This is a genomic window from Cryobacterium sp. Y82, from assembly GCF_002929495.1.
Taxonomy (GTDB): domain Bacteria; phylum Actinomycetota; class Actinomycetes; order Actinomycetales; family Microbacteriaceae; genus Cryobacterium; species Cryobacterium serini.
Window position 1 is genome coordinate 166,563 of record NZ_PJJJ01000037.1, and the last position, 14,837, is coordinate 181,399.

The following is a 14,837-nucleotide window of genomic DNA, read 5'->3' on the forward strand; positions in this document are numbered from 1 at the left end:
ACCGGGGTGCCATCGAATGGCTATCGATAACCTGTGAACAGTCTGTGTGTCGTCAATGCCTCTTTTTCAGCTGCCCCCTCGCCCGCACGAGCAGCACGATCGCCAGGGCGATGACGCTGCCGAGTACCGTCTCGAGCACCCGATCGACCAGTAGCGCCGGCACCGGAACCGGGCTCGTGAGGTGCACCACGGTGAGAGCGAGCGGGGTTACGAACAGCAGGGCCGCTCCGTAGTGGCGACCAATCAGAATTTCGGCGCCGAACTGGCCGAGCGCGATGACCAGAATGAGCACGGCGACCGGAGGCCCGGGCAAAAGCACGAGGGCGGTCAGGCCGACGCCCAGCGTTGTGCCGATCATACGGTGGACCGCTCGCGACACGGAGTGCTTCGCTCCCGGTGGCGGCAACACCGCAATCACGCTGACGACCGCCCAGGTTCTTGTAGAGGTCGGGCTCACGGCGTCAGGGCGAGTATGAGGGCGAAGGTGATGATGGCGAGCAGAGCGTGCCGGCAACGGTGACGGTGCGCAGCCGCACCCGGTAGGGCTCGTTGCGGCCTAACAACGCCGTCATCCCGCCGAAGGCCGCGTAGGCGGCCCAGTCCAGTTGTCCAGTGAGCACGAGCACGGTGAGCGGCAGCGCAATGGCGACTGCGGCGCGGGCGGCGACCTCGAGTTGGAAGGCACTCAGGGAAACCACCCACTGTTTTAGGGATTCAGGCTTGCCCGGTTCCCTGTCCGGGCCGGGACCAACGGCGTGCACCCTAGATTTTTTCGATCGGGGCAATCTTGATCAACAGCTTTTTGGCGCCCGCAGCGTCGAACTGCACGTGCGCGATGCGCTTGGTGCCCTCACCGGTGACCTGGTTGACCCGGCCTTCGCCGAAGTCGTGATGACGGATACGGTCGCCCGCCGTCAGTTCGAGGCTGCCGTTGTCGCGCACCGTTCCGGTGATTTTGTTGGCCCACTCGGTCTTCGGCTTGCCTGGCGGCAGGCCGGTCTGCTGCCTGCTGCGACCGCCGAAGTCATCTGAACTGCCCGATCCACTCAGCGAGTTGCCGAAACCGCCGAAGCCACCATCGCGGCGCGCGTTGAGCGCCCGCGGCTGGGTACCGCCGCGGGAGTTGGCCATGCCCGGCGACTGTTTCCAGTCGATGAGATCGGCCGGAATCTCCTGCAGGTATCGACTCGGCATGGCCACGTTAATATCGCCGAACTGGGCCCTCGTCAAAGCGAGGGAGAGGTAAAGCCGCTTGCGGGCGCGAGTGATGCCCACGTAGAACAGGCGGCGTTCTTCAGCGGGACCGCCCGGCTCGTTGGCCGACATCTGGTGCGGCAGCAGCCCCTCCTCGACGCCGGTCAGGAACACGGCCTCATATTCGAGGCCTTTCGCGGTGTGCAGCGTCATCAGCGAGACGGTGCCGGAGGCGTCGTCGAGGTCGTCGGCCGCGGCCACAAGGGAGACCTGCGTGAGAAAGTCAACGAGACCGCCGTCGGGGTTTTCTTTATTGAAGTCTTTGGTCTGGGCGACGAGCTCCTCGATGTTCTCGGCCCGCACCTCATCTTGCGGGTCACGGCTGTTTCGCAACACGGCGAGCAGCCCGCTGCCGCTCAGCAGAAACTCGAGCACCTCGCTGACGTTAGCCGCACCGACATTGGAGCCGCCGACCGGCACACCATCGTCGGTGACCGAGGTCGGCACGAGCATGAGCGCTGCGGCGTCGAGCAGCTCGGCCAATTTCAGGATGGCGCCGGTCACCTTCGGGCCGAGGCCGAGTGCGGCGGAGTTGCGCATGGCCTGGCGAAAGGTGAGTTCGTTGTCGTCGGCGAAGCTCGACAGCCCGGTTTCGGTGGCCGGGCCGATGCCGCGCTTGGGGGTGTTCAGAATGCGGCGCAGCGCGAGTTCGTCAACCGGGTTGGCGACGGCGATGAGGTAGGCCAGGGCATCCTTGATTTCGGCTCGCTCATAGAACTTGGTACCACCGACCACCCGATACGGCGTGGCCGAGCGCACCAGAATCTCTTCCAACGCTCGAGTCTGCGCGTTGGTGCGATAGAACACGGCCATGTCGCGGTACGCCATGCCGGCGGCGTGCAGCACCTGGATCTCGTCGGAGACGAACTGGGCTTCGTCGTGCCCGGAATATGCGGTGAAACCGACGATCTTCTCACCGTCGCCGCCCGCACTCCAGAGCTTCTTGTCGGTGCGGTCGAAGTTGTGGCCGATCACCGCGTTCGCTGCCGAGAGAATGTTCTGGGTCGACCGGTAGTTCTGCTCCAGCAGAATCACCTTCGCGCCCGGGTAGTCCCGCTCGAAACCGCTGATGTTGCGGGTGTCTGCGCCGCGGAAGGCGTAGATCGACTGGTCGGAGTCGCCGACAACGGTGAGCGACGCCCCGGGGATGGCGCCGGTGGCGTCACGCAGGTTACGCACGTGCACGCCGTCGTCTTCCATCTCCTGGGCGAGCTCGGCGGTGACCGGCCGGGTGAGCTCGTGCACGAGGGCATACTGGGCGTGGTTGGTGTCCTGGTATTCGTCGACCAGCAGGTGCCGAAACCGACGTCGATACAGGGCGGCGACCTTGGGGAACGCGCGGAACAGGTAGACAGTCTCGCCGATAAGATCGTCGAAGTCGAGCGCGCTCGCGGCGCGCAGCCGGGCGGAGTACTGCCGAAAAATCTCGACGAACATGACCTCCTGCGGGTCGCTCATGTTCGCATTGCGGGCGTAGGAATCGGCGTCGGCGAGCTCATTCTTGAGCTTGGAGATCTTGGCGCCGGCCGAGCCAGGAGTGAACCCGTAGGTATCGGCGTCGAGCCCCTTGATGATGCGCTTGAGGGTGACCTTGGTGTCGGCCGAGTCGTAGATGCTGAAGGTGCTCGACAAACCGATCTTCTCGGCTTCGCGGCGCAGAATGCGCACGCAGGACGAGTGGAAGGTGCTGATCCACATTCCATCGGAGCCCTGGCCGAGGATGGCGTGCACCCGCTCGCGCATTTCGGCGGCGGCTTTATTGGTGAAGGTGATGGCAAGAATCTGGCTCGGCCAGGCATCGCGGGTTTCGAGCAGGCTCGCCACCCGCCGGGTGAGCACGCTGGTCTTGCCCGAGCCGGCGCCGGCGATGATGAGCAGCGCCTGGCCGCGATATTTGACGGCCTCTTTCTGCTGCGGGTTGAGCCCGTCGAGCAGTGGGCTCTGTTCGCGTTCCCCCGTGCCCGCGTACCCGTTCGAATCGAGAATAATCGGCGTGGCCGAACGATTTGAGGTTGCGGGCGCGGATTCCGCGTTCAGAGGTGTGGTCATGTCGGTTTCCAGTGTAGGCGAGGCCCCTGACAGGCGGGCGGGCGGCATACTCAGAGCGCGTCCCGCACGTGCACGGCCAGATCGGGGTGGTCAGCGAACACACCGTCGATGCCTGTCGTAAGGATGAGGCGAAACTCCGCCTGCCATTGACCGAAGTCCGCCCTGCGGATACCGCGCCGAAACGTTTTCGCCAGAAACTTGTTCTCTGGACGCAGGGTCCAGCAGTAAATCTCCAGCCCGGCGGTCTGCGCGTCATTGACCAAAGCGGATGCCCCAGTCACCTCCCCCGCGGCATCCGTTTGGAGAATGAGGGATTTGGGCACACTGATGCCGTCGATCCCCGTAAATTCCGCGGCCAGGTTTGCGAGCCCATTAGCGGTCAGGTGATCGGTGTAGCTCACGTCGCCGGCCTCGGCGTCGGCCGGGTGGCCCTTAGCTTCGAGCAGAAAGATGCGTTTGCCGCGCACGCCCTGAGCCCGAACCGCGGCGAGCACGCTCGGTTCGAAGCTCTCCACGGTGAGTCGGTCGGTGTTCCAGCCGGCCGCGGATACTTCGGCGGCGAACAGCTCGGGCAGCGGCAGGTCGAGCGCTGCGAAATAGTTGCCGTGCTTGATCTCGGCGACGATGCTGAGCACCCGATCGGTCTTCTCAGCCGCAGCGTCGACGAGGTTGAACAGGTCCCGCAGCCGCAGAATCGGCTGCTGGTCATCAAAGGTCGTGTTGCTCTGCCGCAGCGACGGCAACCGTTCCCTGGAACGCAGGGTGCTCAACTCTGCCCAGGTGAAGTCCTCGGTGAACCAGCCGGTGACCAGCTTGCCGTCGACGTGTTTTTCGGTGCGGCGAGCGCCGAATTCAGCGCGCGTGGCGACGTCCGTTGTGCCGGAAATCTCGTTTTCGTGGCGGATCACGAGCACACCATCTCGGGTTGCCACCAGATCGGGTTCGACGGCGTCGGCGCCGAGCGCAAAGGCAAGATCGAAGGCGGCACGCGTGTGCTCTGGCCGGTGGCCGCTCGCCCCGCGGTGGCCAATGACGATAGTGTGCATGTTTTCAGGCTATCCGCGCCGAGAGGACGCATGCTGAGGGGTGCTCTCCGCTTGTAGCGAAACGTCTGCATCTGACGCCCGGAATGCTGCAAATCGGCTGATCCCCAGCACATTCGAATGCGCACTCGGGTAGCTTTGATGAAGTGCCGCACCAGGCGCTGCGTGTTGGTTCGCCCGCGCGCAACCGTTACTCCCCAGCTGATTGTGAGTACAGCAACACATGGCATCCTCCAACCCCGCTTTCTCCCGCAACGAGGCGTTCGGCCCTCGCGGCGCAGTGGCGTCGTCGCAGGCCCTCTCTGACAACGATCTGCAGTCGATGTACAACCGGCCTTCCGCCGGTGCGCAAGACACCGAACGCATGACCTACGAAGACACCATCACCAAGACCGGCCTCGGCTTCGCGCTGCTGCTCGTGGCGGCAATGATCTCCTGGGTCGCGACCCCGGTGCTCCCGTTCCTGTTCATCCTCGGCGCCATCGTCGGTTTTGTGCTCGGCCTCGTAAACACGTTCAAGAAGGAGCCGTCGGCTCCGCTCATCCTCGCCTTCGCTGCGGCACAGGGCCTGTTCGTCGGCGGCATCTCGCGCGTCTTTGACGAAAAGTACGGGGGCGTCGTAGTGCAGGCGGTCCTCGCCACCCTCGTCGTCGTCGCCGTCACCCTGGCACTGTTCAAGAGCGGCAAGATTCGCGCCTCGAAGAAGGCCACCAAGATCTTCCTGATCGCCATGATCGGCTACGCAGCGTTCTCGCTCATCAACGTGGGAATGATGATCTTCGGTGGCACCGACCAGGCCTTCGGCATGCGCAGTGCGAGCATCAACATTCTCGGCTTCGACCTCAAGCTCGGCATCATCATCGGCCTGCTAGCGGTGCTCCTGGCCGCGTACTCGCTCGTGCTCGACTTCGACTTCATCCAGAAGGGCGTCAACAACCGCCTGCCCCGCAAGTACGGCTGGACTGGCGCGTTCGGCATCATCATGACCGTCGTCTGGCTCTACGTCGAAATGCTGCGCATCTTCGTGCTCACTCGCGAGTAGCAGCATCCGCTTTCGATCAGGCGCCCTCGTTCTCGTAACGCGGGCGCTTTTTCGTACCCCGCGAACGCCACACTGTGGTTGGCTTAAGCAATGAGTTTCACTGACCTGTACGTGCTGCCCCTCGAAATCAGCGGCTCGAATGCCACGTTCGGCTATATCGGTAGCGCCATCGTGCTCCTCGGCCTCGCCTGGGTTGTCGTGCTCGCCATTCGCCGCTATCTCAAGGCCCCCAAGGACTGACTTCACATCTGCTTCGGCCTCATAACGATGTGAGGCTGCTCGATCCATTCGTGCGCTTTGTTCTTGGCCGGCCGGTACAGCGTCAGAGCCCGCTCGTGTCGGCGATCCTGCTCCGGTTGTCACTCGCCAACGTGACCTGCGCCATCACCGCAAGAAGGTACCGTAGCGAGCCATCGCGTTCACCTCGAGGGCGTACGCGTGGGCGTCTGCTTTAGACTCGGGGTCATGTCCCTCGGTCGCCCATTTCGAGCGCTGTGGGTATCGAGTGCCTCCGCTAATCTCGCTGACGGAGTCGCGTTCATCTCGATGCCACTTCTGGCGGCATCGCTCACCGACGATCCGCGACTGGTTGCCGGACTGGCGACGACCTACGCCCTGGTGCGGCTTTTGGTGGCGCTGCCTATCGGGGTGTGGGTCGATCGGATCGATCGACGCAACCTGCTGATCGCCGCTAACCTCATCCGGGGACTCGTCGTGATCGCCCTCGCGGTCTCCATACAGTTGGAACTTGGAACCTTGCCGCTGCTCTATGCAGTGTTTGCGGTGGTCGGAACGCTGGAGAGCGCGGCGGATAACGCATCCGTTTCTCTCCTGCCCGGGGTCGTGCCGGTGAAGCAGTTGGATCGCGCGAATGGCCGCATCTCGGCAGCACAGCTTGTTGCCGATGAGTTCGCGGGCCCGCCGCTTGGCGGACTGTTGTTTGCCGTCGCGGCCGCGGCTCCCATGTATCTCATGGGCGGGCTATGGGCTGCGGCCGGGCTTCTCGCACTGGCATTGCCGATCCGGCGGCTCGAGTCGAGTGCTGAGCGCACGCATCGCCAGCCCGTTTTCCGCGAGGCGCTGGACGGAGCGCGATGGCTCGCCGGCAACCGCACCGTTGGCGGGCTCGCCCTGATCGGCGCCCTCGCGAGCGTGGGCTACATGCTCCCGTTCTCGATCCTCGTGCTGTTCGGCGCGCAAAATCTCGACCTCGATGCCGTCGGCTATGGAGTGATCCTCGCCGTTTCAGCGCTCGGTGGGCTGGTCGGTTCGTTCATGACAGCACGGTTCACCAGCTGGATCGGCTACCGCCGCACGATTATTGCGAGCCTCGTCACGGGGGCGGCAGCGCTGTTCGCGCTGTCACTCACCACGAACGGGGTCCTCGCCGCGGTGCTTCTCGCGATCTACATCCTGCACGCCGTAGTGTGGGGAATCTGCGCCACCTCCCTTCGCCAACGACTCGTGCCCAATGCCCTCCGAGGCCGAGTCAACGCTGCGTCTCGCGTGCTCAGCCTCCTCGGGCTGGCGCTCGGTTCGGCGCTCGGCGGCCTGCTGGCTGTCACGAGCCTGCCGCTGCCGATCGCCGTCGGTGGCGGAGTCTTCGTGGGTTGCGCGGTACTGGCGGCCATCGTCCTCCCGCACGATCCTGCTCATAGCCGCGCCCGAAACGGGTAGCCGCTAGACCGGTTACCGTAGCGGCCACCCGTTTCGGGCGCAGTCGCGCGCAGCACGTGCAAATTTCTAGCTATCTATCGTCCAGCCGAGCCGTTCTCCCAGCCAGGACAGACCGGCCAGGCCTTCGGAGAGCTGAAAGGCGCGCAGAGTCGGCATATTCACCGGAGCGGGTTTCTGCGCTGCATCCAGAAAGTAGGCAGTCAGCCCCGACAGCACGGCGTTGATGGCGGGGTCATCCGCTTCAGCGAAGAGCGGATGCGTCGCGATGATCTCATCAGAGTCAGCGTCACTTCCGCGCAGGCGCGCGTCGAGCAGGAACGTGAGGGCGTCGAGCCACCGCACCCCGACGCCGGCCCACGGCCAGTCGACCAGCCACGCCCGGCCGGTGTCATCGAGCAGGATATTGTCACTCCGCAGGTCAAGGTGCAGCAGATAGTCTCCCTCGACTGCCCGCACAGCGCTGGCGGCAAGCTCTTCGAGTTCGTCGAGGTGCTGGTAAGCGCAGGCAGGCAGGGACACCGCACGCCCCTCAGAGTGGATGCTGCGCCAACCAGCAAACGCAGAAACCAACTCTGCCGTCGCGTCCGGTACACCGGCCCAGCCCGCGCATCCGCGAATCCTGGGAAGTGACTCCAGCGCCGACAAAACGGCGAGGATCTCTGGCAGGGACGGAGTCTCCCTCGGGTGCACGCCGTCGATGCTCTCGATGACCAGTGCGACCCACTCGCCGTCGTCGAAGGAGCCCAGGAGCCGCGGTACCGCCAGGGAGTCGGGCAACATCCGCAGCACGGCCAGCTCGCGCCGGTGAAGGTCGACGGTGTCGGAGTTTCGCTCTCGACTCGCGGCCTTCACGAAGGCACGGCGGCCGTTGTCCGCGCGCACCCGGTCGGCGCTTCCGGGCGAGAATCCGTTGGCCTGGCTGTGTGCTTCGACGACGCATCCGCCCAGAAGGTTCTCAACGGTCGTGTGAATCGAGGCCGGTAATTCCGGCCAGGTCAGTCGCAGCTGGTGATGGTCCGTCATCTGGCGAGCCTAGTGGGCGGGCGCGCCCGACGGTCCTGCGCGACGGAGGGCATGGTTGAGATCGTCATCTGCGTGCCTGTGCGGTGCTTCGGGCATGAACCCTGTGCTGTTGACTTTCGTGCTCACGCTCGTTGAGACCCGCGAGCGAGGCGATCTGCGGCTTCAGGTTCTGGCTGCTCGCGATGCTGGAGTACATCAGCTATTTCGCTACCAACTGATGTAAGACAAGGCGGTCTGCAACGGATTGAAGCGGGCACACCTGGCCCGCGACCTCGCGAGCGTGCACGGGCCGCCGGGTTCACGGGCGTCCGGTGGCCGTACCCGCGTTCCGTAATCTCGCAGTAGCGTCGCCGCCGATGGTCATCCGCACGCTGTCGCCACGGACGGCATCGGCGTCGACCCTGCCGTCTGCGGTGAAGCCGATCTTTTCGAGCACACGAAATGACGGGGCGTTCCACGAACGAACCGTGGCCCAGAACCGCGTGCGCCCCGTAGCCCGAGCCGCGTCGAGCACGGCCCGTGCGGCCTCGGTGGCGTATCCGTGGCCGTGCGCGGCCCTGAAGAGTTCAAAGGCGATTTCGGGCTCCGCCGGCGTTCCCTCCCCCACGATCAGGCCGCAATAGCCGATGAAGTCGCCCTCGACTTTGCGCTCGATCGCCAGCAGCGACAAGCCGGTACGGGTTGATTCTTCGAGCTGGCCCAGAATACGTGCGCGCATGTCGGCGACCGTGGGTCGGTCCGCCGAGTCGATCACATGCCGAGACCGAGGATCACGTTCGGCCCACAGCCCGCGCACGGAAGCGCTGTCGGAAAGCCGCCAGGGCCGCATCAGCAATCGCGGGGTTTCCAGGTGCTGGGGAAACGGCTGGTGACGGTCCGTCATCTGGCGAGCCCAGCGGGAGGCTCGAATCCGTCGTCCCCACTCGCCGAATCTTTGTAGACGTGCAGGTAACGGTAGTTCTCACTGAACCCGGCGGATGCGTACCAGGCGTTCGCGCTCTCGGTTGCTCGCGTCCACGCATCCAACGACGTCACGTTCTCCGGCAGGCGCCGAAGCGCCTCGTGCAACAGCTTCGACGCGAGCCCCTGGCGCTGGGCGCGCGGGTACCAGCAATTGAGTCGATTGTCGCGGCGTTGCCGTCAATCTCCACGTCAAGCAGTCCCAGGACTTCGTCTCCACGCCCTGCCACCAATTCCACACGACCATTCGTAAATGTGGTCTTGCAAATTTTGACATCGTCGTAGTAATCGGTGTCGAAAAAACTCAGCAACCGGCAAATGAGCCAGCTGCGTTCGTCGGCAACGCGGTAGTTGCGTATCTGAAGCATCGTGTCCTTGATCGTTGCAAGCTCGGTAGTCAATCGTGCGGAAGGCACGACAGCGCGAAACAATCAGGAGCAGAACATGTTTTGACTGTACTGCGCAGCCCTCTGCTTCGGCAAGCGGATCGCGGCGGACTCAGGCATCCGCTCGGATTGCTCGCGCCTCAATGACCAGAACGATCGCGACACCCCGCCGCAGAGCGCGAACCCGGCCAGGGTCAGAAGCGTCAGCGGCTCACCGAGCAGCATGGCACCGGTCATGGCCGTCGCGGGCGCGACCAGAAACAGAAGGGCGTTGAGGGCGGTGATGCCCACTCGATGCAGCAATGCCCGCGCCCGCTACGGGTGGCCGCTCCAACTACCACGGGTGCGCTCACCCATAGCGGGCACGCCCACGGCAGAGGGGCCGGCTCCTGCGAGCCGGCCCCTCTTGTCACGCTCCTGTTTCAACGGTGCTGCGGGATCACTCCCACTCAATGGTTCCCGGCGGCTTCGACGTAACGTCGAGCACGACACGGTTGACGCCGTCTACCTCGTTCGTGATGCGGTTTGAAATCTTCGCGAGCAGGTCGTACGGAAGGCGAGTCCAGTCGGCGGTCATGGCGTCTTCCGACGACACGGGTCGCAGCACGATGGGGTGGCCGTAGGTGCGGCCGTCGCCCTGCACGCCCACTGACCGCACATCGGCGAGCAGCACGACCGGGCACTGCCAGATCTCGCGGTCGAGGCCGGCGGCGGTCAACTCGTAGCGCACGATGGCATCCGCTTTGCGCAGCAGATCGAGGCGTTCCTGGTTGATCGAGCCGACGATGCGAATGCCGAGGCCGGGGCCGGGAAACGGCTGGCGCTGCACGATTTCGGCAGGCAGGCCGAGCTCGGCGCCGATCGCGCGCACCTCGTCTTTGAACAGGGTGCGCAGCGGTTCGACCAGTTCGAACTTGAGGTCGTCGGGCAGCCCGCCGACGTTGTGATGGCTCTTGATGTTGGCAGTACCACTACCGCCGCCGGATTCGACGACGTCGGGGTAGAGCGTGCCCTGCACGAGGAAGCGGATCGGGTCGCCATCGATTTCCTTGGCCTCCTCGATCAGTTCAGCCTGGGCCTGCTCGAAGGTACGGATGAACTCGCGGCCGATGATCTTGCGCTTGGTCTCCGGGTCGCTCACGCCCTCGAGCGCCGTGAGGAACTGCTCGCGCACGTCGACGGTGACCAGGCGAATGCCGGTGGCCTTCACGTAATCCTCTTCAACCTGGCGACGTTCGTCTTCGCGCAGCAGGCCGTGGTCGACGAAAACGCAGACCAGCTGGTCGCCGATGGCCTTGTGCACGAGGGCCGCGGCCACGGCAGAGTCGACTCCGCCGGAGAGTCCGCAGATGACCTTGCCGCTGCCGACCTGGGCGCGAATCTTCGCGACCTGCTCAGCGATGACGTTGCCGCTGTTCCAGTCGGGGTTGATTCCGGCGGCGCGGTGCAGAAAGTTCTCGAGCACGTGCTGGCCGTTTTCGGAGTGCTTGACCTCGGGGTGCCATTGCACACCGTAGAGCCGCTTTTCATCGTTGGCGAATGCCGCGACCGGAGTCGACGTCGACGAGGCGAGCACGGTGAAGCCTTCCGGCGCGGTGGCAACCGAGTCGCCATGGCTCATCCAGACCGTCTGGCTGTCGGGCTGATCGGCTAGCAGAACGTTGTCGGCGTTGCTCACAGCGACCGGGGTCGAGCCGTATTCACGAGCTCCGGTGTGGGCGACGGTGCCGCCGAGGGCGGTCGCCATCACCTGGAAGCCGTAGCAGATGCCGAGAACGGGCACGCCGAGTTCGAAGATCTCGGCGTCAAAGGTGGGCGCACCGTCGGCGTAAACGCTTGACGGTCCCCCGCTCAGCACGATTCCGCGCGGATTTTTGGCTACCACCTCGGCGGCAGTGATGGTGTGCGGCACGATCTCTGAATATACGGATGCCTCACGCACGCGCCGCGCGATCAGCTGCGCATACTGCGCGCCGAAGTCGACCACGAGAACGGGGCGATCCAGCCCCGAGTCGGCGACGGGAGCATCCGGTGCATCGGCGGCGGCATTCATGAACGTACCTCGGCGGTCTTTTTTGCTTCGAGCTGCGCGAGGGAACGTTTGACGCGGCGGGTCATGGGGCCTTCCAGGAAGAACGAGAGCGTGGGAATGACGCCGCCGAGAGCGATCAGCACGAAGCGCGGGAACGGCCAGCGCATCAGGCTCCACAAGCGAAAGTCGGCGAACAGGTACAGCACGTAGAACCAGCCGTGCACGATCAAAATGGTCGTGCTGAGGTTGATCGCGGCGACCGTGTCTCGGGGCACGAGGGCGAGAAAGCCTTCGGAGCCGTTCATCTCGAGTTCGTAGCCGAGCACGAACTTGGCGTAGACCTCGGCGCAGAGCAATAGCAGAAAAACACCGGTAATGATGGACGACACCTGGTAGAGCCGAAGCGCACCGGGGATTCGGGAAATATCGGCGGGCTTGGGATCAAGTGGCATGAGCTAATTCTACGCGCCCGCGCTGGGAGCCCCGGCAGCGGCGCTCTCGAGCGCTGCTTCTTCCTGCTCGCGTTCCACGGCATCACGCACCATCCGGTACCAGAAGAACACGGCAAACCCGGCGAAGACGACCCACTCGATCGCGTAGAAGATGTTCAGCCAGTTCAGCGACTGGTCGACCTGGGGTATCGGGGAGTCAATCAGGTCGAGGCCCGTCGGGGCCGCAGCGTCGACGATATAGGCGGAATACACCGACTGGTCGGTGAAATCGGTCCACAGATTAATCAGAGCGGATGGCGCGACCTTCGTCAGCTCCATTGAATCGCCCTCGGGGTCGGGCAGCTCGGGGGCCTCGCCCGTAAGAAAACGCCCGGTCAGGGTGACCGGAGTGTTTTCCGGCTCGGTCTGCAGTGCTTCGATGACGGCCTCGGCCGTGGCCCTGTCTGAAGCCCACCCGCGCGCGACGGCGATGCTGACGGCGGCATCCGTTCGAAAATGGCTGACGACCCAGAACCCTTCGACGCCGCCGTTGAAGCGCGTCGTGATCAGCGTCTCGTCACCGGCCACCCATCTGCCGTCGGCGGCGACCATCTGGCCGGTCGCGATCTGCGTCACCCCGCCGTCAGGTTGCGCCACTTCGGCGAGCGGCTTCACCTGCTCGGTACTGCGCTCCACAACAACGCCGGACTCGATGGCGCGCTCCAACTGCCAGTGCCCGAGCAGGGCAAAGGCTGCGGCAATGCCGAGGGCAAGCAGCAGCGCGGCCACCCAGCGGGGGCGCAGCATCATTCTGATCACGAATAGTCACCTGTGTGGGTTTCTCGCCCGGGTTTGCGTGCCGGTGTGTCGGCCGTGTCATCGGGTTCCGGGGAATGCTGACCGAGAGCGAAATCGGCCATCGAATCGAGGTCTGAATCGCCCGAATGCGAGCGTCGTACCGTATTGACAGTATCGCCCGACGCTTGGGAATTGGCCGAATCGCGCTTGGACCCCCGGCGGGTGGATGCGTCGGCATCCGCTGCCTGCGCGGCCGTCGCCGCATCGACGAGGGCGATCTCTTCGTCGAGCATCGGGTTGCGCGGCGTACGAGGTTCAACGGATGCTGGCACCCGGCGGCGCAGCGCCGACCCGATCTTCTCGGAATTCGCCGCGAACAGCGGACCCAGAATTGCCATGACCAAGACGTAGAGGCCCGCGAACGGTTGCAACCGCGGGTCGAGCCCGGCCGAAACAGAGAGCGTTGCCAGGATCAGCGTGAACTCGCCGCGGTTGACGAAGATCGCGGCGGTGTTGAGGGCCTCGCGTGGACCCATTTTGTGCAGCCAGGCCAGCAGCGCTCCCGACAGCAGGCTCAAGACGAACGTCATCACGATGGCGATCAGCACGACGAAGATCACTGATCCGAACTGGGCCACGTCGAGGGCGAGGCCGAAGTTGAGAAAGAAGAATGCTGCGAAAACATCCCGCAACGGTACCGCGACGCGCTCGATCCTGGCGCGATAGCTGCTCGCGCCAAGCACGACGCCGATCAGGAATGCGCCAATCGCATCCGTCACACCGATGATCTCACCGATGCCGGCGAACAGGACTACGAGGCCGAAGAACAAAATAGTGAACAGTTCGTCGTCTTTGGTGCGCATGACGCGTGACACGACTCGGCCGCCCCATCTGGCGAGCGAGAACATGGCCACGAGAAAGAGGAATGCGATGGAAAGCTGGATCACGATCGGCCAGATCTCGGTCTTGCCACTGAGTACAACGGAGACGATCGACAGGTAGATGGCGATGAAGATGTCGCCGACCACGGTCACGCCGAGGATCATCGGTGTCTCTTTGTTCGCGAGGCGGCGAAGTTCGATGAGCAGTTTGGTGATGATCGCGCTCGAGGAAGTACCGGTCATGCCTGCGATAACGAGAGCTTCGCGCGGTCCCCAGCCCACGAGCAGGCCGAAAATGAAGCCGGCTCCCATGTTGATGAGAATCCAGGAACCACCGGAGATGATCAGGGTTTTGGCGTTGCCGAAGAATTCCTCCTGGTCGAACTCGAGGCCGAGGCTGAACAACAATAGAATCAGGCCGAACACCGCGATGAGTTCGATGTCGCCGGACTCAAAGTCCAGGGGAAAGAAGTCGGTGTTCGGGCTCGCGAGAAGGCCCACAATCATGTAGATCGGGATGGTGGGGAGCCCGATCAGTTTGCCCAGGCGGCCAAGAACATAAGCGACGACGAGCAGTATGCCAAGAACGAGGAGATCTCCGCCCAAGTGCATCGCTTACCCCCCGGGTGGAGCGTCGACGGTCTTCGCCTTCACTTCACCGGTGCGGAAGAACGCAAAGGCCTTGACGACTTTTTCAGGCGAGCCCGCGACGACCAGCGTGTCACCGGGGAAGACCTTGAAGTCGGCAGCTGGGGCGGGGTTGGCCGATTCGCCGCGCACGACGGCAACGACGGTGAGTCCGGCGATGCCGCGGTCGGCCGGGTTACCGAGGGCCTGGCCTGCGATGTGGTCTTCGTAGTCCACGGTGAACCAGTCGATGCTGAGTCCGGGAATCTGGTCGAGGGCGCTGAGCGACTCGGTGATCTGGGTGCCGCCGAGCAACTCGGCGAGGGTGTGCGCCTCGTCCTCATTGAGCCGCAGCGAGACCTTGCTCGCGTCCGGACCTCCTTCGTCGTCGGCGAAGGTAATAAGGTCGCTGTGGCCGGAACGATGCGCGATGACGCCAACCTTGCCACCGTCATCCGTGATGAAGGTGTGCAATACACCCACGCCGGGAAGTTTGACCCGCCGAACATCAACCATTGTCATGACTCCTGAGGTCTAGGTGCAGTAGCCCTAGTCTACCGGAGCCTCTTTTACCGCTGCGCGCCGCGCGCGAAGCCGCGCCAGTTAGAGCTGGAGCGGTTACCGATAATGGGCG

General features: G+C 64.1%; 15 protein-coding genes. 3 read left to right on the forward strand and 12 right to left on the reverse strand.

Annotated elements, in window-relative coordinates:
* Positions 1 to 52 precede the first annotated feature (52 nt).
* The 4 genes from CXY70_RS18415 to CXY70_RS16060 form a co-directional block, all read right to left on the reverse strand.
* Positions 53 to 457 (reverse strand): FUSC family protein, encoded by a 405-nt coding sequence (locus CXY70_RS18415; protein WP_369852778.1) that lies wholly within the window; start codon positions 455 to 457, stop codon positions 53 to 55.
* A 4-nt stretch (positions 458 to 461) separates the two neighbouring features.
* A complete protein-coding gene (locus tag CXY70_RS18420; protein WP_233205988.1) occupies positions 462 to 698 on the reverse strand; it encodes a hypothetical protein in 237 nt (78 codons plus the stop codon).
* A 64-nt stretch (positions 699 to 762) separates the two neighbouring features.
* Complete coding sequence (locus CXY70_RS16055; RefSeq protein ID WP_104193339.1) at positions 763 to 3,303, reverse strand: ATP-dependent helicase; 2,541 nt, start codon at positions 3,301 to 3,303, stop codon at positions 763 to 765.
* 50 nt (positions 3,304 to 3,353) lie between these two features.
* Positions 3,354 to 4,349 carry a glycerophosphodiester phosphodiesterase family protein gene (locus CXY70_RS16060; RefSeq protein ID WP_104193340.1) on the reverse strand — a complete coding sequence of 332 codons (996 nt, stop codon included), beginning with the start codon at positions 4,347 to 4,349 and terminating at the stop codon, positions 3,354 to 3,356.
* Positions 4,350 to 4,569: 220 nt separating this feature from the next.
* On the opposite strand from CXY70_RS16060, the gene CXY70_RS16065 reads away from it, so the two are divergent.
* From CXY70_RS16065 to CXY70_RS16070, 3 genes are all read left to right on the forward strand, one after another.
* Positions 4,570 to 5,388 (forward strand): Bax inhibitor-1/YccA family protein, encoded by an 819-nt coding sequence (locus CXY70_RS16065; protein ID WP_104193341.1) that lies wholly within the window; start codon positions 4,570 to 4,572, stop codon positions 5,386 to 5,388.
* Between the two features lie 90 nt (positions 5,389 to 5,478).
* Entirely contained in the window at positions 5,479 to 5,628 is a 150-nt protein-coding gene (locus CXY70_RS17895; RefSeq protein WP_158251008.1) for a hypothetical protein, read from the forward strand.
* 225 nt (positions 5,629 to 5,853) lie between these two features.
* The gene (locus tag CXY70_RS16070) at positions 5,854 to 7,065 is read left to right on the forward strand and encodes an MFS transporter (RefSeq protein ID WP_104193342.1); all 1,212 of its coding nucleotides are present in this window, start codon (positions 5,854 to 5,856) and stop codon (positions 7,063 to 7,065) included.
* Between the two features lie 66 nt (positions 7,066 to 7,131).
* On the opposite strand, the gene CXY70_RS16075 is transcribed toward CXY70_RS16070, so the two are convergent.
* The 8 genes from CXY70_RS16075 to CXY70_RS16115 form a co-directional block, all read right to left on the reverse strand.
* Positions 7,132 to 8,088: a phosphotransferase gene (locus CXY70_RS16075; protein WP_104193343.1), complete on the reverse strand. Its 957-nt coding sequence runs from the start codon at positions 8,086 to 8,088 to the stop codon at positions 7,132 to 7,134.
* Positions 8,089 to 8,386: 298 nt separating this feature from the next.
* Complete coding sequence (locus CXY70_RS16080; protein WP_369852782.1) at positions 8,387 to 8,971, reverse strand: GNAT family N-acetyltransferase; 585 nt, start codon at positions 8,969 to 8,971, stop codon at positions 8,387 to 8,389.
* A gap of 508 nt (positions 8,972 to 9,479) precedes the next feature.
* Positions 9,480 to 9,725: a hypothetical protein gene (locus CXY70_RS16090; RefSeq protein ID WP_233205989.1), complete on the reverse strand. Its 246-nt coding sequence runs from the start codon at positions 9,723 to 9,725 to the stop codon at positions 9,480 to 9,482.
* 148 nt (positions 9,726 to 9,873) lie between these two features.
* Positions 9,874 to 11,487, reverse strand: coding sequence for a glutamine-hydrolyzing GMP synthase (gene guaA / locus CXY70_RS16095; protein WP_104193345.1), 1,614 nt, complete (start codon positions 11,485 to 11,487; stop codon positions 9,874 to 9,876).
* Complete coding sequence (locus CXY70_RS16100) at positions 11,484 to 11,918, reverse strand: DUF3817 domain-containing protein (RefSeq protein ID WP_104193346.1); 435 nt, start codon at positions 11,916 to 11,918, stop codon at positions 11,484 to 11,486. Before CXY70_RS16100 ends, guaA begins: the two co-directional genes overlap by 4 nt.
* 9 nt (positions 11,919 to 11,927) lie before the next feature.
* On the reverse strand, positions 11,928 to 12,707 hold the full coding sequence (locus tag CXY70_RS16105; RefSeq protein ID WP_104193347.1) for an SURF1 family protein: 780 nt from the start codon (positions 12,705 to 12,707) through the stop codon (positions 11,928 to 11,930).
* A gap of 5 nt (positions 12,708 to 12,712) precedes the next feature.
* On the reverse strand, positions 12,713 to 14,188 hold the full coding sequence (locus CXY70_RS16110) for a cation:proton antiporter (RefSeq protein ID WP_104193348.1): 1,476 nt from the start codon (positions 14,186 to 14,188) through the stop codon (positions 12,713 to 12,715).
* A 3-nt stretch (positions 14,189 to 14,191) separates the two neighbouring features.
* Complete coding sequence (locus tag CXY70_RS16115) at positions 14,192 to 14,725, reverse strand: cation:proton antiporter regulatory subunit (RefSeq protein WP_233193339.1); 534 nt, start codon at positions 14,723 to 14,725, stop codon at positions 14,192 to 14,194.
* Positions 14,726 to 14,837 lie beyond the last annotated feature (112 nt).